At 60.5% G+C, this 22,978-nt stretch carries 19 protein-coding genes; 8 read left to right on the plus strand and 11 right to left on the minus strand.

The window, feature by feature from the left end; genetic code table 11:
• Nucleotides 1-27: 27 nt before the first annotated feature.
• The 3 genes from mreD to mreB form a co-directional block, all read right to left on the minus strand.
• Complete coding sequence (gene mreD / locus ALP40_RS00975; protein WP_122206454.1) at nt 28-519, minus strand: rod shape-determining protein MreD; 492 nt, start codon at nt 517-519, stop codon at nt 28-30.
• Nucleotides 512-1,624, minus strand: coding sequence for a rod shape-determining protein MreC (gene mreC, locus ALP40_RS00980; protein WP_122206501.1), 1,113 nt, complete (start codon nt 1,622-1,624; stop codon nt 512-514). Before mreC ends, mreD begins: the two co-directional genes overlap by 8 nt.
• A 178-nt stretch (nt 1,625-1,802) precedes the next feature.
• On the minus strand, nt 1,803-2,840 hold the full coding sequence (gene mreB / locus ALP40_RS00985; protein WP_122206455.1) for a rod shape-determining protein MreB: 1,038 nt from the start codon (nt 2,838-2,840) through the stop codon (nt 1,803-1,805).
• A gap of 206 nt (nt 2,841-3,046) precedes the next feature.
• Here mreB and gatC point away from each other — a divergent pair, with 206 nt between their 5' ends.
• The 6 genes from gatC to ALP40_RS01015 all read left to right on the plus strand — a co-directional run bounded on the left by gatC (nt 3,047) and on the right by ALP40_RS01015 (nt 8,399).
• A complete protein-coding gene (gatC, locus tag ALP40_RS00990) occupies nt 3,047-3,334 on the plus strand; it encodes an Asp-tRNA(Asn)/Glu-tRNA(Gln) amidotransferase subunit GatC (protein ID WP_122206456.1) in 288 nt (95 codons plus the stop codon).
• Nucleotides 3,335-3,348: 14 nt separating this feature from the next.
• Entirely contained in the window at nt 3,349-4,800 is a 1,452-nt protein-coding gene (gene gatA / locus ALP40_RS00995; protein ID WP_122206457.1) for an Asp-tRNA(Asn)/Glu-tRNA(Gln) amidotransferase subunit GatA, read from the plus strand.
• Nucleotides 4,801-4,810: 10 nt separating this feature from the next.
• The gene (gene gatB / locus ALP40_RS01000) at nt 4,811-6,256 is read left to right on the plus strand and encodes an Asp-tRNA(Asn)/Glu-tRNA(Gln) amidotransferase subunit GatB (protein WP_122206458.1); all 1,446 of its coding nucleotides are present in this window, start codon (nt 4,811-4,813) and stop codon (nt 6,254-6,256) included.
• A 245-nt stretch (nt 6,257-6,501) separates the two neighbouring features.
• The gene (locus ALP40_RS01005) at nt 6,502-6,873 is read left to right on the plus strand and encodes a septal ring lytic transglycosylase RlpA family protein (RefSeq protein WP_122206459.1); all 372 of its coding nucleotides are present in this window, start codon (nt 6,502-6,504) and stop codon (nt 6,871-6,873) included.
• Between the two features lie 53 nt (nt 6,874-6,926).
• Nucleotides 6,927-7,958 carry a calcium/sodium antiporter gene (locus ALP40_RS01010; RefSeq protein ID WP_122206460.1) on the plus strand — a complete coding sequence of 344 codons (1,032 nt, stop codon included), beginning with the start codon at nt 6,927-6,929 and terminating at the stop codon, nt 7,956-7,958.
• 39 nt (nt 7,959-7,997) lie between these two features.
• Nucleotides 7,998-8,399, plus strand: coding sequence for a carboxymuconolactone decarboxylase family protein (locus ALP40_RS01015; RefSeq protein ID WP_122206461.1), 402 nt, complete (start codon nt 7,998-8,000; stop codon nt 8,397-8,399).
• Here ALP40_RS01015 and ALP40_RS01020 read toward each other — a convergent pair.
• The 5 genes from ALP40_RS01020 to ptsP all read right to left on the minus strand — a co-directional run bounded on the left by ALP40_RS01020 (nt 8,396) and on the right by ptsP (nt 16,880).
• Nucleotides 8,396-9,337, minus strand: a complete 942-nt coding sequence (locus ALP40_RS01020) for an AEC family transporter (protein ID WP_122206462.1) — start codon at nt 9,335-9,337, stop codon at nt 8,396-8,398. The genes ALP40_RS01015 and ALP40_RS01020 overlap by 4 nt on opposite strands.
• A 105-nt stretch (nt 9,338-9,442) precedes the next feature.
• Nucleotides 9,443-11,017, minus strand: coding sequence for an alkaline phosphatase (locus ALP40_RS01025; protein ID WP_122206463.1), 1,575 nt, complete (start codon nt 11,015-11,017; stop codon nt 9,443-9,445).
• 296 nt (nt 11,018-11,313) lie between these two features.
• Nucleotides 11,314-13,056, minus strand: a complete 1,743-nt coding sequence (locus tag ALP40_RS01030) for a PTS fructose-like transporter subunit IIB (protein ID WP_122206464.1) — start codon at nt 13,054-13,056, stop codon at nt 11,314-11,316.
• Between the two features lie 12 nt (nt 13,057-13,068).
• Nucleotides 13,069-14,010: a 1-phosphofructokinase gene (pfkB, locus tag ALP40_RS01035; protein ID WP_122206465.1), complete on the minus strand. Its 942-nt coding sequence runs from the start codon at nt 14,008-14,010 to the stop codon at nt 13,069-13,071.
• A complete protein-coding gene (gene ptsP / locus ALP40_RS01040) occupies nt 14,010-16,880 on the minus strand; it encodes a phosphoenolpyruvate--protein phosphotransferase (protein WP_122206466.1) in 2,871 nt (956 codons plus the stop codon). Before ptsP ends, pfkB begins: the two co-directional genes overlap by 1 nt.
• Before the next feature lie 337 nt (nt 16,881-17,217).
• Between ptsP and cra the strand changes: the two genes are divergently transcribed.
• Both cra and ALP40_RS01050 read left to right on the plus strand, forming a co-directional pair.
• Entirely contained in the window at nt 17,218-18,213 is a 996-nt protein-coding gene (gene cra, locus ALP40_RS01045) for a catabolite repressor/activator (protein ID WP_122206467.1), read from the plus strand.
• Nucleotides 18,210-18,998, plus strand: coding sequence for a TatD family hydrolase (locus ALP40_RS01050; protein ID WP_181114141.1), 789 nt, complete (start codon nt 18,210-18,212; stop codon nt 18,996-18,998). The genes cra and ALP40_RS01050 overlap by 4 nt, the downstream gene beginning before the upstream one ends.
• A gap of 21 nt (nt 18,999-19,019) precedes the next feature.
• On the opposite strand, the gene ampE is transcribed toward ALP40_RS01050, so the two are convergent.
• From ampE to ALP40_RS01065, 3 genes are all read right to left on the minus strand, one after another.
• On the minus strand, nt 19,020-19,916 hold the full coding sequence (ampE, locus tag ALP40_RS01055; RefSeq protein WP_122206469.1) for a regulatory signaling modulator protein AmpE: 897 nt from the start codon (nt 19,914-19,916) through the stop codon (nt 19,020-19,022).
• A gap of 15 nt (nt 19,917-19,931) precedes the next feature.
• The gene (ampD, locus tag ALP40_RS01060; RefSeq protein ID WP_122206470.1) at nt 19,932-20,480 is read right to left on the minus strand and encodes a 1,6-anhydro-N-acetylmuramyl-L-alanine amidase AmpD; all 549 of its coding nucleotides are present in this window, start codon (nt 20,478-20,480) and stop codon (nt 19,932-19,934) included.
• Nucleotides 20,481-20,633: 153 nt separating this feature from the next.
• Nucleotides 20,634-22,886 (minus strand): DUF1631 domain-containing protein, encoded by a 2,253-nt coding sequence (locus ALP40_RS01065; RefSeq protein WP_122206471.1) that lies wholly within the window; start codon nt 22,884-22,886, stop codon nt 20,634-20,636.
• Nucleotides 22,887-22,978 lie beyond the last annotated feature (92 nt).

The following is a 22,978-nucleotide window of genomic DNA, read 5'->3' on the forward strand; positions in this document are numbered from 1 at the left end:
GCCTAAGGCGTCGCGCTCACGTTGCGCTTAATTGATTTTCAAACGTTTGCGCAATCCACGCATGCCGTAACTGACCCAGGGCCACAACAGGGCACTGACCAGCGCAGGCAGAACCAGCGCCAGGGTTGGTTGACGATTGCCGGTCAAGGCGCTGAGCCACAGCTGTGCCAATTGCGCCAGGCCGAACACCACCAGCAGCACCAGGCATTGCTGCCACATGGGGAACATCCGCAAACGCTGCTGCAACGACATCACCAGAAACGTGATGAGGGTCAGGATGAGCGCATTCTGGCCAAGCAACGTGCCATACAGCACATCTTCCATAAGACCCAGGATCCACGCCGTGGCCATGCCGTATTTGTGAGGCAAGGCCAGTACCCAAAAGGTCAGCAGCAAGGCCAGCCACAGTGGACGGAAGATTTCCATGAACTGCGGCAACGGCGAAATACTTAACAACAGTCCGACGGCAAAGGTCAGCCAGACGACCCAGCCATTGCGTCCGGAAACATGACTAACCATCGATACGCTCCCGAGTGCTGGTGGGTGTGGAAGCCGGGGGCTGTGAGGCGGCAGGACGCGAGGCAGGCCTCGCAGCCGGAGTTGCAGGCGCGGCAGCAGGTGGCGCGCTTTGTGTCGCCGGTTTGTGCACCGTGGTGCTGCCCGGAAAAATCGGACCAATCGGCTGCGGCCACATCGGGAATGCAGGTGTCGGTGGTGGCAGAGTCGGAATCGAAGCGGGCTCAAGCCCCTTGTCGAATGACTCCTGCGCCTGAGCGGCATCGGCGGCACGCTCTTCCGGTGTGCGGCTGTCGGAGAACACCAGCAACAGGTTACGACTGCGATTCAAGGCGGCCGTCGGCACGGCTCGCACGATAGCGAACGGCTGGCCGGAATCGTGAATCACTTCCTTGACCGTCGCCACCGGATAACCGGCCGGGAAGCGCTGCCCCAAGCCGGAACTGACCAACAGGTCGCCTTCCTTGATGTCGGCGGTGTCGGCAACATGACGCAATTCCAGACGCTCCGGGTTGCCCGTACCGCTGGCAATGGCGCGCAGGCCGTTACGGTTGACCTGAACAGGAATGCTGTGGGTTGTGTCAGTCAGCAGCAGCACGCGAGAGGTATAAGGCATCAACTCCACCACCTGCCCCATCAGGCCACGCGCATCGAGCACGGGCTGACCCAGAACAACGCCGTCACGCTCGCCCTTGTTGATGATGATGCGATGGGTAAAGGGATTCGGGTCCATGCCGATCAGCTCGGCGACCTCGACCTTCTCGTTGACCAGTGCAGAGGAGTTCAACAACTCGCGCAGGCGCACGTTCTGCTCGGTCAGTGCCGCCAGCTTTTGCAGGCGACCTTGCAGGAGCAGGGCTTCGGTCTTGAGTTTTTCGTTTTCGGCGATCAGTTCGGTGCGGCTGCCGAACTGGCTGGCAACCCCCTGATAGAGACGCTGCGGCAGGTCGACGATCCAGTAGGACTGCATCAAGACCAGCGACATCTGACTGCGCACGGGCTTGAGGACCGTGAAGCGTGCGTCAACCACCATCAACGCTACAGACAACACAGCCAGCACCAGTAGACGTACGCCCAGCGACGGGCCTTTTGCGAAAAGCGGTTTAATAGGCCGCTCCTCCCGGGCATGCAATCGACGGATCAAGCTTCAATTGGCTGTTATTCATGCGGTATGGAACCGGCCTGGACAGATGAAAGAAATAGGCACTGTGTTCGCAAGGCTCACGCATACAGGTAGCACAAGTGCTACCCGTATACAAAAGCCCCATGAACGACGCCCCGGCGAATTACTCGCTGGAGAGCAGATCCATCGTGTGCTTATCCATCATTTCCAGCGCACGGCCACCGCCACGCGCCACGCAGGTCAGCGGGTCTTCGGCCACGATGACCGGCAGGCCGGTTTCCTGAGCCAGCAGCTTGTCTAGATCGCGCAGCAGGGCGCCGCCGCCCGTCAGTACCAGACCGCGCTCGGCGATGTCCGAAGCCAGCTCCGGTGGCGATTGTTCCAGGGCGCTTTTCACGGCCTGAACGATGGTCGCCAGCGACTCTTGCAGCGCTTCAAGCACTTCGTTGGAATTCAGCGTGAAGGCACGTGGAACGCCTTCGGCCAGGTTACGGCCGCGCACGTCGACTTCACGTACTTCACCGCCCGGAAAGGCAGTACCGATTTCCTGCTTGATGCGCTCGGCCGTGGATTCGCCGATCAGGCTGCCGTAGTTACGACGCACGTAAGTGATGATCGCTTCGTCGAAGCGGTCGCCGCCAACACGTACGGATTCGGCGTAGACCACTCCGTTCAAGGAGATCAGCGCGATTTCAGTGGTACCGCCGCCGATGTCGACAACCATCGAGCCACGGGCCTCTTCAACCGGCAGGCCGGCACCGATGGCCGCAGCCATAGGTTCTTCGATCAGGAATACTTCACGTGCACCGGCACCCAGGGCCGACTCGCGGATGGCGCGGCGTTCAACCTGGGTGGATTTGCACGGAACACAGATCAGCACACGAGGGCTGGGCTGCAGAAAGCTGTTTTCGTGGACTTTGTTGATGAAGTACTGAAGCATCTTCTCGCAGACGCTGAAGTCGGCGATAACGCCGTCCTTCATGGGGCGGATGGCCGCGATGTTGCCCGGAGTACGGCCCAGCATGCGCTTGGCTTCTGTACCGACGGCCACGACGCTCTTCTGATTGCCGTGAGTACGAATGGCAACGACAGAGGGCTCATTCAGAACGATACCGCGCTCACGCACGTAAATAAGGGTGTTGGCAGTGCCCAGGTCGATGGATAGATCACTGGAAAACATGCCACGCAGTTTCTTGAACATGGGAAAGGGACCCTAGGGAACGCGTGGGTAAAAAAGTGCGGCAAACTCTAACAACGACAGGGATTTTGGGCAAGGAGCCAATATGTTAAATTGGCGCTTTTATAAACACGACCCTCGACGTTAGCGGCTTGTGACCGCAAAAACACGAGAGTGTTCCGTATTCGACGACAAAGCAAATTCGCTAGCATTCCACTGGAGATACCCTCATGGCGCTTGAACGCTGCGACGTGGAAAAGATCGCTCATCTGGCTCGACTGGGCCTTAATGACGCCGATATCCCACGTACCACCGAAGCCCTCAACAGCATTCTGGGGCTGGTCGATCAGATGCAGGCGGTCGACACGACTGGCATCGAACCCCTCGCCCACCCGCTGGAAGCCACTCAGCGCCTGCGTGAAGACGCCGTTACCGAACGAAATCGTCGCGACACTTACCAAGCCATCGCACCCGCCGTCCAGGATGGACTTTATCTGGTTCCGAAAGTCATCGAGTAAGGGAAAGAGCCTGCATGCATCAAATGACTCTGGCCGAGATCGCCCGCGGACTCGCCGAAAAGAAATTTTCTTCTGAAGAACTGACCCGTGTCCTGCTGTCGCGCATCGCGCAGCTCGACCCTCAGCTCAACAGCTTCATCAGCCTGACCGAAGACCTGGCCATCACCCAGGCCCAGGCCACAGATGCGCGCCGCGCCGCCGGTGAGAATGGCGCCCTGCTCGGCGCCCCGCTGGCTCACAAGGACCTGTTCTGCACACAAGGCATCCGCACCAGCTGCGGCTCCCTGATGCTCGACAATTTCAAGGCACCGTACGACGCCACCGTGGTTTCCCGCCTGGCTTCGGCCGGCACGGTAACGCTGGGCAAGACCAACATGGACGAATTCGCGATGGGCTCGGCCAACGAGTCGAGCCACTACGGCGCCGTGAAGAACCCGTGGAACCTTGAGTGCGTGCCTGGCGGCTCGTCCGGTGGTTCGGCTGCGGCTGTCGCTGCACGCCTGCTTCCAGCCGCGACCGGCACCGACACCGGTGGCTCGATTCGCCAGCCCGCCGCGCTGACCAACCTGACCGGTCTCAAGCCGACCTACGGTCGCGTGTCGCGCTGGGGCATGATCGCCTACGCCTCCAGCCTCGATCAGGCAGGTCCGATGGCCCGCACCGCAGAAGACTGCGCCCTGCTGCTGCAAGGCATGGCCGGCTTCGACCCGCAGGATTCCACCAGCATCGACGAGCCAGTCCCGAACTACTCGGCGAATCTCAATGCGTCCATCAAGGGCCTGCGCATCGGCCTGCCGAAAGAATATTTCAGTGCAGGTCTCGACCCGCGCATTGCGCAATTGGTCCATGACAGCGTCAAGGAGCTGGAAAAGCTCGGCGCCATCGTCAAGGAAATCAGCCTGCCGAACCTGCAGCACGGTATCCCGGCCTATTACGTCATCGCACCGGCAGAGGCATCGTCCAACCTGTCGCGCTTCGACGGTGTGCGTTTCGGCTATCGCTGCGAAAACCCGAAAGACCTGACCGACCTGTACAAGCGCTCGCGCGCCGAAGGCTTTGGCCCGGAAGTGCAGCGTCGCATTATGGTCGGTGCTTACGCCTTGTCGGCAGGCTATTACGATGCCTACTACCTGCAAGCACAGAAGATTCGTCGCCTGATCAAGAACGACTTCATGAGCGCATTTGCCGAAGTCGACGTAATCCTCGGCCCGACCACGCCGAACCCGGCCTGGAAAATCGGCGCCAAGACCAACGACCCGATTGCCGAGTACCTGGAAGACTTCTACACCATCACCGCCAACCTCGCGGGCCTGCCAGGCCTGTCGATGCCAGCGGGCTTCGTCGAAGGTCTGCCGGTGGGCGTGCAACTGCTCGCACCGTATTTCCAGGAAGGCCGTCTGCTCAATGTCGCGCACCAGTATCAGCAGGTCACCGACTGGCACACTCGCGCACCTGAAGGCTTCTGAGGAGAAACACATGCAATGGGAAGTCGTCATCGGGCTGGAGATTCACACCCAGCTTTCGACCCAATCGAAGATTTTTTCCGGCAGCGCCACGACGTTCGGTTCCGAGCCTAATACCCAGGCCAGCCTTGTCGACCTGGGCATGCCGGGCGTACTGCCGGTCCTGAACAAGGAAGCCGTGCGCATGGCCGTCAAGTTCGGCCTGGCGGTGGATGCTGAAATCGGTCAGCACAACGTATTCGCCCGCAAGAACTACTTCTACCCTGACCTGCCCAAGGGCTACCAGATCAGCCAGATGGAATTGCCGATCGTGGGCAAGGGCCACCTGGACATCACGCTGGAAGACGGCACCGTCAAGCGCATCGGTATCACCCGCGCGCACCTGGAAGAAGACGCAGGCAAAAGCCTGCACGAAGATTTCCAGGGCATGACCGGCATTGACCTGAACCGCGCAGGCACCCCGCTGCTGGAGATCGTTTCCGAGCCGGACATGCGCAGCGCCAAGGAGGCCGTGGCTTACGTCAAGGCGATTCACGCCATCGTGCGTTACCTGGGTATCTGCGACGGCAACATGGCCGAAGGTTCGCTGCGTTGCGACTGCAACGTGTCGATCCGCCCCAAGGGCCAGGTCGAGTTCGGTACGCGTTGCGAGATCAAGAACGTCAACTCGTTCCGCTTCATCGAGAAGGCAATCAACAGCGAGATTCAGCGCCAGATCGACCTGATCGAAGACGGTGGCAAGGTCATCCAGCAAACCCGCCTGTACGACCCGAACACCAACGAAACCCGCGCCATGCGCAGCAAGGAGGAAGCCAACGACTACCGTTACTTCCCCGATCCAGATTTGTTGCCGGTGATCATCGAGGACTCGTTCCTGGAAGAAACCCGTGCCACCCTGCCGGAATTGCCGCCGCAGAAACGTGAACGCTTCCAGAGCCAGTTCGGCCTGTCGACTTACGACGCCAGCGTCCTGGCTTCCAGCCGTGAGCAGGCCGACTACTTCGAGCAGGTGGTCAGTATCAGTGGCGACGCCAAGCTGGCCGCCAACTGGGTCATGGTCGAGTTGGGCAGCCTGTTGAACAAGCAGGGGCTGGAAATCGAAGAGTCGCCGGTCAGCGCCGAGCAATTGGGCGGCATGCTCAAGCGCATCACCGACAACACCATCTCCGGCAAGATCGCCAAGATGGTCTTCGAGGCGATGGCCAATGGCGAAGGCAGTGCCGACGAAGTCATCGAAAAGCGCGGTCTGAAGCAGGTGACGGACAGCGGAGCCATTGAGTCGATGCTCGACGATATGCTCGCCGCCAACGCCGAACAGGTCGAACAGTACCGCGCCGCAGACGAAGCGAAACGCGGCAAGATGTTCGGCTTCTTCGTCGGTCAGGCCATGAAAGCGTCCAAAGGCAAAGCCAACCCGCAGCAGGTGAACGAACTGCTCAAGGCCAAGCTGGAAGGTTGAGGTATTGATCGTGCCAACGCTCCGCGCTATAGCCAGGACGTTGGATACACATGAATGTGCTGGCTGTTCGTAGATCACGTGGGAGCGAGCTTGCTCGCGAAGGCTTTGGTTCAAACGCCCGTCTTCTGGCGGGTGTACTTGCCCGTTCGCGAGCAAGCTCGCTCCCACGGGGTTTGCGTTTTATTCAGCATTTTCTTGAACAACGATCAGCGTACGACTTTCCACAGGCACTCAGGACCCGACCCATGCGCCGACTTCTCTCAGCCTGCAGCCTGCTGACGTTGCTGGCTGGCTGCTCCAGCAACAGCCTCATCGACCCTCACGGTTACGATGAAACCGGGCGCGCCTCCTACTACGGGGCTCAGCATCACGGTAACCGCACTGCCAGTGGCGAACCCTTCAACCAGAACGCGTTGACCGCCGCTCACCGCCGCCTGCCATTCGGCACGCGCGTCAAGGTCACCAATCTCGACAACGACAACTCTGTCGTCGTGCGCATCAACGATCGCGGCCCTCACACCCGAGGCCGATTGATCGATGTCTCTCGCAAGGCAGCCGAACAACTGGGTATGCTGCGCAGCGGCACCGCCCCCGTACGCATTCAGGCCCTCGACTAAGGACGCCCGCAATTCTCCAGCTATCGACACTGCCCGCCCCTGCCCTGATCCAGATGGTCTTCGGCCTTCTTTTGCTGCTGATCGGCGCTGAGCTGTCGGTTCGATCTGCCGTCCACCTCGCGGCCCTGTTCAAGGTCAGGCCGCTCATCATGGGCCTGACCGTGGTCGCGATGGGCACCAGCGCGCCACAAATGGCGGTCAGCCTGCAGGCGGCGTTCTCGGACAGCACCGACATCGCCGTGGGAAGCGTCATTGGCGGCAACATCTTCAACGTGCTGGTGATTCTGGGGCTGTGCGCCCTGGTGATTCCTCTGCGTGTAGCGCGTCAGGTATTGCGGGTCGACATCCCGTTGATGATCGGCGCTTGCCTGCTGGTGATCGGGCTTTCGTTGACCGGTGGGTTCTCCCGATTCGATGGCGTGGTGCTGCTGGCCGGCCTGCTGATCTGCCTGTTCATCATCGTTCGTCAGGGCGGCCATGCGCCTCGCCACGGCCTTGCCGCCGCCACAGAAAAGCCACGCGCCCTGTTACGCATCACCTTGCTCGCCGGTGGCTTGCTGCTGCTGACATCGGGCGGGCATCTGCTGGTCGATGCGTCAGTCGTGATCGCCATCAACCTGGGGCTGTCCGAGCGCATCATTGGCCTGACGGTGATTGCCGTTGGCACCTCGCTGCCGGCCTTGATGACCTCGCTCATTGCAGCCCTGCGCGGAGAGCGTGACATCGCGGTGGGCAATGTGATCGGCAGCAACCTGTTCAATCTGCTGGGCGTACTGGGGCTGACAGCGCTGGTCGCACCGGTGCCGCTGACCATCTCGCCCAACGCGCTGGTCTTCGACCTGCCCATCATGCTCGGCGTCGCGGTGCTTTGCGTACCGCTGTTCTATTCAGGCTACCGGATAGACCGCATCGAAGGTCTGTTCCTGCTGTCGCTGTACCTGACCTACGGTTTGCATATCGTCTCGATCAGCACCGGCATGCTGCTGGCGGAACGACTTGAAGGCATGATGCTCAGGTTCATTGTGCCGCTGCTTGGCGCTATCGTAGCGTTTGGCACCGTTCGCGCATGGCGACGGCAACACTGACCCTCTCACACCCGACCATACCGCCGCAGGGAAAATGCCATGACAGACAAAACGATCAGCGATGGCGAACAGATCCGCCGTCAGGTGATGGGCGACGCCTATGTCGACCGCGCACTGGGTAACGCCACCGATTTCAGCCAACCGCTCCAGGACTTCGTCAACGAGCATGCATGGGGCAGCGTCTGGAGCCGAGAAGGCTTGCCGCTGAAAACCCGCAGCCTCATCACCCTGGCGACCCTCACCGCCCTCAAATGCTCGCAAGAACTCAAGGGGCATGTGCGCGGTGCGTTGAATAACGGCTGCACGGTTGAAGAGATTCGCGAAGCGCTGCTGCATTGCGCCGTGTACGCCGGCGTGCCAGCGGCGATAGAGGCCTTTCGCGCCGCACAGGAAGTGATCGACAGTTACGTAAAGCCGGACGAATCGGCCCAACAGCCTTAGATCCAGCCGCCCCACTGCAGGATAAATATCCCGATATTGGTCGTCACAGCGGCGGCCAGCGTGGTCAGCACGATGATCGCCGCTGCCAGCTCGTAGTTGCCATTGGCGGTGCGCGCCATGATGTAACTGGCCGCCGCAGTCGGGCTGCCGAAATACAGAAACAGAATGCCCAGCTCAGCGCCGCGAAAGCCCACCAGCCAGGCCGCAAAGGTACACAGCACCGGAAGCCAGACCATCTTCATCACGCTGGCACTGACCGCAAGCTTGCCGCTTTTACGCAGCGAGGCCAGCGACAGGGTGCCGCCGATGCAGATCAGTGCCAGCGGCAGAGTCATTTGCGCCAGATAGCTGCCGGACGTCTCCAGCCACTTCGGCAAACCGATGCTGAAATAGGCGAACGGTGAGGCGACGAGAACGCTGATGATCAGCGGGTTGGCCAGGACGCTCTTGAACACGCTCCACGGGTCGGACTTGATCACCGGGCTGTAGACCGCCAACACCACGGTCGACAGCGTGTTGTAGAAGACGATGACCAGCGCGGCGAGAATCGCCCCCAGTGAAATGCCGTATGAGCCATACATACTGGCAGCCAGCGCCAGACCGATCACCCCGTTATTGCCGCGAAACGCGCCCTGAACGTAGACCCCCCGGTCTTCACGCGGGCAGCGCCAGATCGCCCAACACCAGGTGAATGCAAAACTCACCAGCGTAGCAATGCCGAAAAAGATCAGCAGTTTGGGTTGCAGGGCCGCGCGCAAATCGGCATGGATGATGCCCAGAAACAGCAGCGCAGGCATCGTAACGTTGAACACCAGCCCCGACGCCGCCACGATGAAGCCGTCATTGATCGCGCCGATGCGCTTGAGGAACACGCCAAGAAACAGCATGGCGAACACCGGGGCGGTGATGTTCAGGGTTTCAAGAAAGATAGCCAGCATGCAACGCACCCGGTCCCGTCGATAGGTGGCTAATGATAAGCCACCCATACCGGGTGTGTTGCAAGGATTTTCTGAAAACGGCAGACCACCTGCCCCTTAAACGCGTCAAGCGATACGACTGACCTCCGACACGGGCTGCAATTTGCGCTCGAACACCGATACGCCATCCAGGTCGCGCAGGTTCACGGTCATCTCGCCGCTCTGGCCGTCAATGTTCACTTCTCCAAAAAACTGGAAGCCGGCGAACGGTGAGGTGTTCTGCGCAGGCGGCGCCTTCTGAAACACCAGCTCCGGACCAAACGTCTTGTCCAGGGTGTTGGGCCCGAAACTGCCTGCGTTCAAAGGCCCTGCGACGAACTCCCAGAAGGGGTCGAAATCCTGAAACACCGCCCGATCAGGCTGGTAGTGATGCGCGGCGCAGTAATGCACATCTGCCGTGAGCCACACGCAGTCGCGAACCTTCTGTGCCCGCAGGTACGCCAGCAGCTCGGCGATTTCAAGCTCACGCCCCAAGGCAGGGCCATCGTTGCCGTTGGCAATCGCTTCCCAGCGCGCAACGCCGGGGCTGACTTCGCCATCCGGCACGCCCAGGCCAATAGGCATGTCGGCGGCAATGATTTTCCACTGCGCGCCAGACGCCTTGAGTTCACGTTTGAGCCAGTCGAGTTGTTCACGCCCCATGAACGCAGTGGTGGGTCCGGGCTTGTCGGCCAGATTGGCGTCGTTGCCGTCGCGATAACTGCGCATGTCGAGAACGAACACATCCAGCATCGGGCCATAGGGAATCTTGCGGTAAATGCGCCCACCGTTTTCGGCTTGCTGCAAGCGCAGCGGCGCGTACTCAAGATAAGCCTGACGTGCGCGAGAAGACAGCAACTGGATGTCCTTGACCTTGTAGCGGTCGTCAAGTTGCTTGCTCGGCGACCAGTTGTTGGTCACTTCGTGATCGTCCCATTGCCAGATCTGCGGCACCTCGGCGTTGAAGCGGCGCATGTTTTCGTCCATTAGGTTATAGCGATAGTTACCGCGGTATTCGTCCAGTGTCTCGGCCACTTTGCTTTTCGCCTCGGTGGTCAGGTTGCGCCAGATGCGCCCATCCTCAACCGTGATCTGCTCAGGCACTGGGCCGTCGGCGTAAATGGTGTCGCCGCTGTGGATAAAGAAGTCAGGCAGGCGCAGGCGCATGGCTTCGTAAATACGCATACCACCCACGTCCGGGTTGATGCCAAAGCCTTGACCAACGGTGTCGCCACTCCACACGAAGCGGATAGTGCGGCGCTGTTGCGGCATGCTGCGCAAGTGACCGAACCAGGGCTCGCTGGCAACGCCACTCTGAGCATCCTCGAACGATACGCGATAGAAAATCGTCTGGTCGACCGGCAGGCCTGTCAGCTCGACGCGGGCGGTGAAATCGGTGCGTTGATCAGCCAGCGCCGACACCACGCGCCGAGGCTGAGTGAACATGCTGCGTGTGTCCCACTCCACGATCATGCGCGACGGCCTGTCGCTTCGGCTCCACACCACGGCACGGTCACCCAGCACGTCGCCCGACTGCACGCCATCGGTCATCTTCGGACGATCCTGCACCGACGCAATGACCGCCGGCGCAAGCCCCGGCAACAACAACCCGGCCCCAACGGCCTGAATCACACGACGACGCTTGAGATCAAACTGGCTCACGGCTATCCCCTCGCAGACAGGCAAAAGAGCAACCTAGCAGGGGAATGTTGGGGGAGTGTGACAGTGGTGGCGGACTCAGGAAAATGACTTAAACCCAAGTGGGAGCGGACTTGTACGCGAAAGGGCCGCTCCATTCAGTCGAGATGTAGCGCTTGAAATGCAGCCTTCGTGGACAAGTCCACTCCTACAAGCGGCGTTCAACCGTAGGAGCGGACTTATCCGCGAATAGACCAGTACCTTCGCTAAAAATGCAGCGCCTGAGAATCAACCTTCGCGAGCAAGTTGACTTCGGGGTTTCAAGCGCTGGCTGGGGCGACGTCCAGTTCGATCACTTCAGGTCGCTTCAGCACCGCATACAGCACGCCGGTCACCACACTGCCCGCCACGATCGCCACCAGATACAGCAGCGCGTGATTGATGGCGTTGGGGATCAGCATGACGAACAGGCCGCCGTGCGGGGCCATGAGTTTGCAGCCGAAGTACATCGACAACGCGCCGGTCAGCGCGCCACCGACGACGCTCGCGGGTATCACGCGCAACGGATCCTTGGCCGCGAACGGGATCGCACCCTCAGAGATGAAACACAGCCCCAGCACGAACGCCGCCTTGCCTGCCTCGCGCTCGCTCTGGGCGAACTTGCGACGGGCCAGAATGGTGGCGATGCCCATGCCGATCGGCGGGACCATGCCCGCCGCCATAGCAGTGGCCATCGGCGCGTAGCTCTGCGAGGCCAGCAGGCCCACCGAGAACGCGTAAGACGCCTTGTTGATCGGTCCACCCAAGTCGACACACATCATCGCGCCCAGCACCACACCCAACAAAATGGCATTAGTGGTGCCCATGCTGTCAAGGAAGTGAGTCAGTGCTTCAAGCATGCCTGCAACCGGCTTGCCCACCACGTAGATCATCACCAGACCGGTGAACAGGCTCGACAGCAACGGGATGATCAGGATTGGCTTGAGCGCCTCGACACTGGCCGGCAGGCGCGCATAACGATTGATCGCGGCGGCGCTGTAACCGGCCAGAAAGCCAGCCACGATGCCGCCGATGAAGCCGGCGCCCAGGGTGCTCGCCAACAGCCCACCGATCATGCCCGGTGCAAGGCCTGGACGGTCGGCGATGGAATACGCGATGTAACCGGCCAGCAACGGCACCATCAATTTGAACGCTGCTTCACCCCCGATCTGCATCAACGCAGCGGCCAACGTGCCCTGTTCCTTGAACGCAGTGATCCCGAACACGAAGGACAGTGCAATCAACAGACCACCCGCCACCACCATCGGCAGCATGAACGAAACACCGGTCAGCAAATGCTTGTAGACGCCACTCTTCTCCTGCTTGGCAGGCGATTTCGCAGCGCTGGCATCGGATTCGACCTGCCCTTCCGCCAAAGCCTTTTTCAGCGTAGCGTCGGACTGCTTGAGCGCGATCCCGGTGCCACAGCGATAGATCTTCTTGCCAACGAAACGGTCAGTGTTGACCTCAATATCGGCCGCCAGCAACACCACATCTGCGTCAGCGATGGCTTGCGGGCTCAGCGGATTGCGAGCACCCACCGAGCCTTGCGTCTCGACCTGCAGGTCGTAATTCAAGCGCTTGGCAGCCTGCTGAATCGCCTCGGCGGCCATGAATGTATGCGCCACGCCAGTCGGGCAGGCCGTGATGGCGACAATGCGTGGCTGACCGCCTGAACCGCCTGCCGCTTCTGGCGCAGCCGCTTCTTGAGCAACATGGACCTGCGCGTCCTTGTTGGCACGCTGCAGAAACCCGTCGACATCCTGCAAGGCATGGGACGGCGAGTCCTGGAACAGACGCTTACCGACGAAACGGCTCAGGTCTACCGGCCCGGTATTGACCACCAGTACAAGGTCGGCAGCCTCGATGTCCTGGGCCGACAACTGACGGTCCGGCTTGTGTGGGTCGATGATCTCGACGCTGGTTTCCCAGCCCTGACGCATCGCTGCCGCTTCGAGCAATCGTGCACTGAGTACGCTGCTGACCTTGCCGTTCGGGCAGGCCGTGACTATGGCTAACTTCATGACGATCCTCTCTTATTGTTCTGTCAGGTTGCGCACAGTGACGCCGCTTTCAAGCCGTTTGAGTTGCGCGGCGTCGGTGATGCCGAAACCGATCTGGGTAACCGCCATCGCAGCAATTGCCGTGGCAGTACGTAGCGTTTTGTGAGGCTCATCACCACCGATCAGACCGTGCACCATGCCCGCGAGCAACGAGTCGCCCGCGCCTACGGTACTGGCCACCGTGACCTTGGGCGGCAACGAATGCAGCGCCAGGTTGGGGCTGAACCAATGCACGCCTTCCGAGCCCTGAGAGATGACCACATGCTCGATGCCCTGCGTGTGCAAACGAGCCGCCGCCTCTGCCTGAGCCGCGATGGAAATGATCGGCGCGTCCAGCGCATCGGCCAATTCTTCCGTATTGGGTTTGATCAGCCACGGACCGGCCGCCAGACCGGCACGCAACGCCAGACCACTGCTGTCGAGCGCAACTTTCAGCCCAAGATCCTTGAGCATCACCAACAGGGCGTGCAGCCATTCAGGTGTCACGCCCCGGGGCAGACTGCCTGCAACCACGACGGCATCGAAGCCCGGCGCGATCTGCTGCACACGGGCGAACAGCGCCTGCTGCGCCTCATCACTGACTTGCGGGCCGGGGCCGTTGAGGTCGGTGATGCGGCCACTGCCTTCGGCCAGTTTGATGTTGCTGCGGGTTTCGCCCGGCACACGCACGAACTCATCCACGAAACCGCGACGCTCGAACAGGGCTTCGAACGCCTGCTGATTATCGATGCCCATAAAACCGGCGACGGTCAGCTCATGCCCCAGGTCAGACAGCACCTGCGCCACATTCAGGCCCTTGCCGGCGGCGTGGGTAAGCATCGCGTTGCTGCGATTGACCTGGCCCAGCTCGATCTGGCCCAACTGCACAGTCAGGTCCAGCGCCGGGTTCATGGTCAGGGTAAGAATCTTCGCCATTACAGGGCCTCCACAAGTGCACGGACTTCGGCGGCGCTGCCCACCGTCAGCGCATTTTGCGCCAGTTGCCGAGCGGTGCTCAGCGTCAGTTCACGAACACAGGCTTTGACCTCACCGATACTGCGCGCTGAAACGCTCAACTCGTCAACGCCCAGGCCGACCAGCACCGGCACCGCCAGCGGATCAGCCGCCAGCTCACCGCAGACGCCTACCCATTTGCCATTGGCATGGGCGGCGCGCACGGTCATGTCGATCAGTTGCAGCACCGACGGGTGCAGACCATCGGCCTGTGCCGACAACGTCGGGTGCCCCCGGTCAATGGCCATCGTGTATTGAGTCAGGTCGTTGGTGCCGACACTGAAGAAATCGACTTCCTTGGCCAGTACCGGCGCGATCAATGCGGCGGACGGCACTTCGATCATGATCCCCAGTTGCAGGTCGCTGACCGGAATTTCCTGGCGCAGACGTTCGGTCATGTCCCGCGCCTCACGCCACTCTTCAACAGTGCCGACCATTGGAAACATGATCCGCAGCGGCCCGCTGTTGGCGGCGCGCAACAGGGCGCGAAGCTGGCTTTCCATCACATCGGGACGCTGCAAGGTGAGGCGGATACCGCGCACACCCAGGAACGGGTTCTCTTCCTTGTCGATAGGCCAGTACGGCAGCGGTTTGTCGCCACCCACGTCCAGCGTGCGCACCACCAGCGGACGTCCGCCGAGGTCTTCAAGCACGCGGCGGTATTCGGCTTCCTGAGTCGCTTCATCCGGTGCCTGCGAATGGGCCATGAACAGCAATTCTGTGCGCAGCAGACCCACGCCTTCGGCGCCCTGCTCCACCGCTGCCGGTGTGCCGGTGCTGTCACCAATGTTGGCGAACACTTCAACGGCATGGCCGTCGCGAGTGACCGCAGGCTCCATGCGCAGCGCAGCGGCTTCTTTAAGGCGCTGCTCACGTGCGTCACGGTCTTGAATGGCACGCTGCAAGGTGGCCTCGTCCGGCGCAACCGTCAGACGGCCTCGCTGGCTGTCGAGCAACAATACAGTGCCTGGCTTGAGCAGCAGCACGGCATCGCCGGCCCCCACCAACGCAGGAATGCCCAGCGCACGCGCCACGATGGCACTGTGGGCGGTCGCGCCACCACGAGCGGTCAGAATGCCGGCCACTTGCGCCGGATCCAGACGCGCCACGTCGGACGGACCGACTTCGTCCATCACCAGAATGTAAGGTTCGTCCGGTGCAGCCACAGTCTCGACGCCACAGATCTGCGCCAGCACACGACGACCGACATCGCGCAGGTCCGCCGCACGCTCGGCCAGCAGCGCGTCCTGCAGTTGTTCCTGCTGCACGGCAGCCGCTTCGATCACGCTCGCCCAGGCAGCAGCAGCGCTTTCTTCCTTGTTCAGACGCAGCTCGACTTCGCGGGTCAGCTCCGGGTCGTCGAGCATCTCCTGGTGGGTGATGAAGATTTCGCGGATGGCCTTGGCCTTGCTGCGCTGGATCAGGTTTTCGATGTCGCGGCGAACTTCGGCCAGCGCCTTTTGGAGGCGCTCACGCTCGGCGGCGACCGACTCACCTTGCTGCGGGTATTCGAACGCCTGCAACACTTGAACGTGCGCAGGACCCATCGCAATGCCAGGCGAGGCAGGAACAGCTTGCAGCACACTGCCAGCGGCTGGCGCATTGACGGGCTTGGCAACAACGGCCGCCGGGGCTGGGGCCGCCTGGGTTTCGGACGCGACCGGAAGTGGCTCCACCTCCTCGCCAAGGCCCTGTTCCACGGCGGCAATCAGAGCAGGCAGCGCGTCGGAAGCAATGGTTGGCTCTGCGATAAATTCCAGCGTCTGACCCCGGCGTGCGCCCAGGCTGAGCAGTTTGCTCAAGCTCTTGGCTGACACTGCGGTATCGCCGGTTTCGACGATGCGCACACGAATCTCGCCGTCGAATTCCTTAGCCAGTTGCGCCAGGATCTTGGCTGGACGAGCGTGCAGGCCATGAGCGTTAGCCAACTTGATCTGTTCGGTCGGCCACTCTGCGGGCAGTTCGCCGCCCAGCGCCTGCAATACGACGCGGCTGCTGGTGGCATGCCCCAGTTCGTGGCCGCGACCTTCGATCAGTAAAAGGCACAGGCGCTCAAGCAACGCTTGATGGGCCTCACCCAGACTGGCGAGACAGAACAGCCCCGTCAGCGGCTGGCCCAGGTAGCGAATCGGTTTGTCCGGAGTGACAAAGGCCAGGCCGGGACGCTTGACGGTCTGCTCGCTGTGCAGCCACCACAGGCCATCGCCCAGCGACAGCGCTTCAACCTGTTGCAGCACGGCGGCGAACCCATTGCTGACGCAATCGGCCTTGCGCAACAGGCGGGCACCACGCCAGACCAGCTCTTCAAAATCGTCGGCTGACACACCCAGGCTGATCATTTGCGCGTCGAGCGCCAACTCTTGAGGTGCGCCTTGCAGCAGCTTCAGCAAATCTTCCGGGGTCTGAGCCTCACGCAGGGCCTGTCCGAGGTCTTCCTCGCCCAGCGCGCGGGTCAGCAGTTGCAACAGACGCAAATGCTCATCGGACTTGGCCGCGATACCGATGGCCAGATAGACCATCTGGCCATCGCCCCAGTCCACCCCTTCGGGGAACTGCATCAGGCGCACACCAGTGGTGGCTACCAGGTCGCGGGTTTCAGGCGTGCCGTGGGGAATCGCAATGCCTTGACCAAGAAAGGTCGAACCCTGCTGTTCGCGGTTCATCAAACCGGTCAAATAGCCTTCTGCCACCAGACCATCAGCGACCAGGTGGTCGGCAATCAATTCAAGTGCGGCATTTTTATCCACGGCCGACTGGGCCATAGATATTTGCCCCAGAGTGAGTTCGAGCATTGCCTTGACTCCTGTGCAGCGCCAAGGCGCCACCTGATTCTTGTTTTAATGACGATCAAACGTGATCGACAGCTTGGTGATGAAGTGCTATCCATCGGACATCGCTTTCATCTCGATTGCAGCAGACAATCGAGCTGCTGAATCGTTTAATCTACAATTGCTCGGCACGTTACTCGATTCTGAGGATTCATTGAAGCCCAGTCGGTCTGATCCTGTAGGAGAAGTCCCAAAATACTCGGAGTAGTTGGGTCTACGCTACGGTCTCGTGTAAAGATGATCGTCATACAACGATCTTTCGACTGTCGTAAGCCACGCCAATAACAAAAGGAACATTGCGGTGAAACTGAGCGATATTGCGCGTCTGGCAGGTGTGTCCGTCACCACTGCCAGTTACGTGATCAACGGCAAGGCTGAACAACAGCGCATCAGCCCGGCTACGGTCGAGCGAGTGCGGGCGGTTGTGGAGCAGCATGATTTTCGGCCCAACCCGCAAGCGGCCGGTCTGCGCAGCCGACACAGCAAGACACTGGGCTTCATTCTCCCGGACCTGGAAAACCCCAGTTATGCACGCATTGCCAAGCTGCTGGAGCAAGGTGCCAGGGCGTTGGGCTATCAATTGCTGATCGCAAGTTCCGACGACGACCCCATCAGCGAGCTGCAACTGTTGCAGGTGTTCCGCGCACGTCGCTGCGACGCGCTGCTAGTAGCCAGTTGCTTGCCGCCGAGCGATGACAGTTACCGCGAGTTACAATTGAAGGGCTTGCCGATCATCGCCATCGACCGGGAAATGAACCCGGAGTTTTTCTGCTCGGTGGTCAGCGACGACCATGACGCCAGTCTGCAATTGACCCACAGCCTGCTTGAAACCAAGCCTCGGCACATCGCGTTGATTGGTGCCCGACCGGAACTGAGCATCAGCCGGGCTCGCGCCGCCGGTTTCGAACACGCTCTGACCGATTTTTCCGGCACCACATTCGTCGAGCATGGCGAGGCCTTCAGCAGACAATGCGGCCAACGCCTGATGACCGAGATGCAGCAACGTCTGGGGCATCTGCCCGATGCTCTTATCACCACGTCCTATGTCCTGTTGCAAGGCGTGTTCGATGTGCTGCAAAGCCAGTCACTGACGTCGACCCAGCTTCATCTGGGCACGTTTGGTGATACGCAATTGCTGGACTTTCTGCCGCTACCGGTCAACGCAATGGCGCAGCAACATCAGAAAATCGCCGACACTGCTTTGGAACTGGCGCTGGCGGCAATCCAGAAAAATGAATATCAACCCGGCGTGCATGCCATCACGCGCACATTCAAGCAACGCATTCACGGAGTGTGAGCGTGAAGCTGATCGACACCCACACCCATCTCGACTTCCCGGACTTCGATGCGGATCGCGAAGACGTACTGCAGCGTTGTCGATCACTGGGCGTGGAGCGCATGGTGGTGCTGGGTGTCGATCAACGTAACTGGCAGCGGCTGTGGGACCTGACCCTGGCCAACCCTGAGCTGCACGCCGCTTTCGGGCTGCATCCGGTTTATATCGATGACCATAAGCCCGAACACCTGACAGAGCTGGGCGAATGGCTGGAGCGTCTCAAAGGACAGTCCCAGCTGTGCGCGGTGGGCGAAATCGGGCTCGATTACTACGTTGAGGGCCTGGACAAGGCGCGCCAACAGCAGACGTTCGAGGCGCAGTTGCAACTGGCTGCGGACTTCAACCTGCCTGTCTTACTGCACGTCAGGCGCAGCCACGCCGACGTGATCGCAACCCTCAAGCGCCACAAGCTCAAGCGCAGCGGGATTGTCCATGCTTTTGCCGGCAGTCGGGAGGAAGCGCGGGAATACCTGAAACTGGGGTTCAAACTCGGCTTGGGTGGTGCCGCGACCTGGCCGCAGGCATTGCGCATGCACCGGGTCATCGCCGAACTGCCGCTGGACAGCGTGGTGCTGGAAACCGATTCACCGGACATGGCACCCGCCATGCACCCGAATGAGCGCAACAGCCCGGAACACCTGCCAGACATCTGCACTGCGCTGGCAGACCTGATGAACATTAGTCCGGAAGAGTTGGCGCAGGCCAGCACGCGCAACGCCCGGGAGCTGTTCGGCTGGCCGCTTTAACGCCTTAGCTTTAACGACGCATCAGATCAGCAACGTCCACAATGCGAACCCGGCGTACCAGACGATGGCCGCACGGATCAGCAATTCCCAGAGCATATCGAGGCTATTGACCCCTTCAGCCCCCAGCGCCGGTGACGGCACTTCGCTGGCTGCGCATCCAATACGGGTGATCAGTTGCTCTGCGCTGATGTTCCAGTTAAGCAATTCGTGCAGCATCAAACGGCTGACCGCCACGAAATTGCCCACCAGCGCGAAGCTGGCCGCCAGCAACCTGACCGGCACCCAGTCGAATGCATGGCGCAATTGCGCGGCCCGCTCGGCCAGCGCAGGCGTGCTGCCGTGTTCAGCGGCCAGTGCCAGCAGTCGGTAGGCCAGCGCGGCAACCGGGCCCAGCAAGAAGTACCAGAAAATAACCGCAAAGAAGCTTTGATGGGCCTGCCAGAGCATGTAGCTCTGCACGCCCCGGAGCAATTGCTCACTGTCGTCGGCCTCTACACCCATGTCTCGCTCGGCAACGTGTACAGCCGCTTGCGCATCGCCACGACGACAGGCGTCACGAAACGGCCCCAGCGCAGCGATCAGATCACCTCGTCCAAGGCTGTAGACCAACACCAGCAGGTGGATGGGCAACGCCAGCCAGCCATAGGCCACAGAACCCACGATGGTCAGAACCAGTTGCAACAGCACCACGGGCACGAGGACCATCAACGTCAGGATGACCCAAGGTCGCGACGCGGTTCGAGGGCTGCCTTCAAGCTTGCCCAGCTCCTTCAGGAAGACCCAAGGTCGCGACGCGGTTCGAGGGCTGCCTTCAAGCTTGCCCAGCTCCTTCAGGAAGAAGCCATCACGCTGTACACGCTGACGCAGCGCAGAGAACTTCTCTACCAGGACCGCCAGCAGCAACACTAGAAAACTCATTGTTCGTCCCTCACTTCAATCCTGCAGAGCGGCTCGGAATCTGCCCCAGTCAAAACAGGGCCCCGGATCGGTTTTGCGTCCGGGCGCAATGTCACTGTGACCGCAAATACGTTCAGGGGTAATGCCTGCGTAGGCCAACCGCAGCTGGCGCGTCAGTTCCGTAAGCGCGGCGTATTGCGCATCGGTAAAGGCCTGGTCATCGGTGCCTTCAAGCTCGATACCGATGGAAAAATCGTTACAGCCCTCACGCCCCTGAAAACTGGAAACGCCCGCATGCCAGGCGCGGTCCTGACAGGAGACGAACTGAATCACGTCCCCATCACGTTCAATCAGAAAATGCGCTGAAACCGTCAGATGAGCAATGCCTTCGAAGTAAGGATGCTCGGTGGTGTCCAGTCGGTTCTGAAAAAAGGCCTGCACCTTGCCGGTCTTGAACTGCGAGGGGGGCAGGCTGATGTTGTGAATCACCAATAACGAGATTTCGCCTTCGGGCCGCGAGTTGAAGTTGGGCGAAGGGCAATGTTGAACGCCTTCGCACCAGCCACTGGCGCAATCGAGCTGCATGAAAGCTCCTGAAGCAGACAAATGAATGGCGTTCAGTATGCCCGCGATGGATGAGGATGTGGGGATCGGACTACGGCGCGTGCCGTATGAATGGGCTGTTGACTGTGCAGCGTTAATCCTACGGCCTGCATGCAACACAGGCCATGCGACGGCTCAGGCGCCTTTTTTCAGTTTGCGCAGGTTGCTGATGACCGATTCCAGCGCGCGATCAAACAGCAAGGCATCGTCCAGTACACGCACAGCGCCGCGGCGAAACTCGACCGCGAGCCCCATACGGGTCTTTTCCAGGACTTTCATCCCGGTGCGATTGACGAACACATAACGGCCGCTTGGCTCGACGATGGCGGTCAGCTTGCAGCGCAGCTTGTGTTCTTCGTCTTCCTGGATCTCGACCCAGCACCCGACGCGCAACGTGTCCACCATACGCAGACCGGCATCGTCTTCAGGCAACTGGACCGTAGACTCGGCCAGACCAGCCTCCTCAGGCGCGATCAGGACAATCTCTTCCATGACCTCCATCATGCTCGGGCCTTCAGTGACGCAAATCATCGGCGAGTCGATAAGGGTCTCATCGACGTGGCCGTCCTGCTGGCGGGAGAAATACTGAAAGGCCTGGACGTGCAACGACTCCAACTGGCTGAAAAACTCACTGGTGGCGAACGGGTCGAACGCCGCACTGGACAGGCCGTCACGCAACGCCTTCAGCAACCCTGGCACCAGTTCCAGCAGTTGCTGACGGGCTTGAGGGTCGTCGTGCAGCTCCACGCTCCAGATGAGTTCGTCCATTGTGGTCAGCCCGGCCTGCCACTCGGCAGAGCCGTCGCCGTGCTTGAGACAGGTCAACAGCAGAACCTTGCTCCAGGCTTCCTGTAACAGGCGCACCACGGCTTGCGGCAACGTCTTGCCGAGGAGACGCTGATTGAGTTCCTGCTGCACCCGCTGGCGCGCCAGTTCGGCTCGCGCTCGCCCTTCCTCGGCATCTCGCGTGCGCTGTTCGAGCAGCTCGCTGCGCCGGCGCTCATCGCTGGTGAATGCCAGAAAATCGGCCAGCAACTCGGAAAAAATCGCCGGGTCGTCGACAAAATCATTGAGCAGGCGCTGCACGATCTGCTCGACACGCAGGTACAACGAATCACGCTGATAGTCGTCACGTCCGCCCCAGCCGAGGGCCGCAGTGGCGATCTCGTTGAGTAGGCGCCGAGCAGGATGGCTGCCTCGGCTGAAGAAACTCTTGTCGAGTACCGCCACCTTGAGCATTGGGATTTGCAGGCGTCCGATCAGCGCTCGTAGCGAGGGCGGAAGATTTCGATCGTCCAGGATGAACTCGAACAGCATCGCAATCAGATTGATCACATCCTCATCACCCGAGCCCACACTGCGAGACTTGCCGCTGCGGACACTGACACGGGTCAGCAGTTGCTCAAGCTGATTACGCAGGTCGAACTCGTCGGCGGTTTCCTGCGACGGCACGTACTGCTGCAAATGAGAGAGCAGGCGCAAAAGGTCCTTGCTGGAGATGGGCCGCACTTCGGCATTGGGCTCGTGCCGTGGGGTCAGGTTGCCGCGAACCTGCAACAGCAGCTCTTGCAGCGCGGAAAACACTTCATGCACACCCTTGTCGAGCTTGTCTGCCGCCTGGGCCAGCGCAGGGTCGGACAACTCCGAAGGGCGAGGCCTTGATGCGGGCCGGTCGGACGAGCGCCGCGCAGGCAACGCTTTCATGTCCGGCAGAACACCTGTGGCAATCAGCAGTTGATTGGACTCGCCGTACAAGTGATCGGTATTGCTCAAAACATAGCGTTCGAAGAGCTTGAGAATAATCAGTTTGACCTTGATCTCGACGCCCAGATTGCGCGCGGACTCAAGAAACAGCCTGCACAGGATCGCCGGCCCCATCGGGTTGGTTTCATCGGTGATGGGCTGAGGCAACAGGGCGTTCAGGCGTGCCGTCAATTGGCCGAGAGCAAGGCTGTCACGACTCATGACCTTGGCAACCATCGCGTCCACGGCCACTGTCTTTTCCAGCTCATCGTTCTGAACCAGTGCCAGCTTGTCGAATGAAACGGCCGCTGGGATGGCAGGTTCGGTAATTCGATATTGGCCAAGCGCCAGGAACGACTCATAAAACTTGTCGAGAAAGCCGCGCTCGATGCTTTTGCGCTTGAGGCGGAGGTCGCGCATCGCTTCGAAAAAGATGTTCTGGTCGGTGTTATTACGGGCCCGATCAGCCATTTCGAAAAGGGTGTCGTCGGCGTTGTCGAACAGCGCCTGCAAAGCGTCCTTCAACTGCTGCGCCGCCTTGTCGCGCACCTGAAGTAACACGACGGGCAGCCGAGCCAGAGGCGTATGAGCACCCGGCATCGAAGACATTTTGCTCAACGGCACTACTTTTTCGTCGTTCGGCATTACACCCCCTGACAGGAATTACCTGAACCCCATCACAGACTTTCGCGTGCGAAACGATTCCCTTGGCTCAGCGCTACGTCAAACCCCTGACG

The organism is Pseudomonas viridiflava, assembly GCF_003702045.1.
In the GTDB taxonomy this organism is placed as follows: domain Bacteria; phylum Pseudomonadota; class Gammaproteobacteria; order Pseudomonadales; family Pseudomonadaceae; genus Aquipseudomonas; species Aquipseudomonas viridiflava_C.

Coding starts and splice junctions, on each gene's coding strand:
- mreD (WP_122206454.1), bottom strand. CDS start 519: ATGGTTAGTCATGTTTCCGGACGCAATGGCTGGGTCGTCTGGCTGACC.
- mreB (WP_122206455.1), bottom strand. CDS start 2,840: ATGTTCAAGAAACTGCGTGGCATGTTTTCCAGTGATCTATCCATCGAC.
- gatC (WP_122206456.1), top strand. CDS start 3,047: ATGGCGCTTGAACGCTGCGACGTGGAAAAGATCGCTCATCTGGCTCGA.
- gatA (WP_122206457.1), top strand. CDS start 3,349: ATGCATCAAATGACTCTGGCCGAGATCGCCCGCGGACTCGCCGAAAAG.
- gatB (WP_122206458.1), top strand. CDS start 4,811: ATGCAATGGGAAGTCGTCATCGGGCTGGAGATTCACACCCAGCTTTCG.
- ALP40_RS01005 (WP_122206459.1), top strand. CDS start 6,502: ATGCGCCGACTTCTCTCAGCCTGCAGCCTGCTGACGTTGCTGGCTGGC.
- ALP40_RS01010 (WP_122206460.1), top strand. CDS start 6,927: ATGGTCTTCGGCCTTCTTTTGCTGCTGATCGGCGCTGAGCTGTCGGTT.
- ALP40_RS01015 (WP_122206461.1), top strand. CDS start 7,998: ATGACAGACAAAACGATCAGCGATGGCGAACAGATCCGCCGTCAGGTG.
- ALP40_RS01020 (WP_122206462.1), bottom strand. CDS start 9,337: ATGCTGGCTATCTTTCTTGAAACCCTGAACATCACCGCCCCGGTGTTC.
- ALP40_RS01030 (WP_122206464.1), bottom strand. CDS start 13,056: ATGAAGTTAGCCATAGTCACGGCCTGCCCGAACGGCAAGGTCAGCAGC.
- pfkB (WP_122206465.1), bottom strand. CDS start 14,010: ATGGCGAAGATTCTTACCCTGACCATGAACCCGGCGCTGGACCTGACT.
- ptsP (WP_122206466.1), bottom strand. CDS start 16,880: ATGCTCGAACTCACTCTGGGGCAAATATCTATGGCCCAGTCGGCCGTG.
- ampE (WP_122206469.1), bottom strand. CDS start 19,916: ATGAGTTTTCTAGTGTTGCTGCTGGCGGTCCTGGTAGAGAAGTTCTCT.
- ampD (WP_122206470.1), bottom strand. CDS start 20,480: ATGCAGCTCGATTGCGCCAGTGGCTGGTGCGAAGGCGTTCAACATTGC.
- ALP40_RS01065 (WP_122206471.1), bottom strand. CDS start 22,886: ATGCCGAACGACGAAAAAGTAGTGCCGTTGAGCAAAATGTCTTCGATG.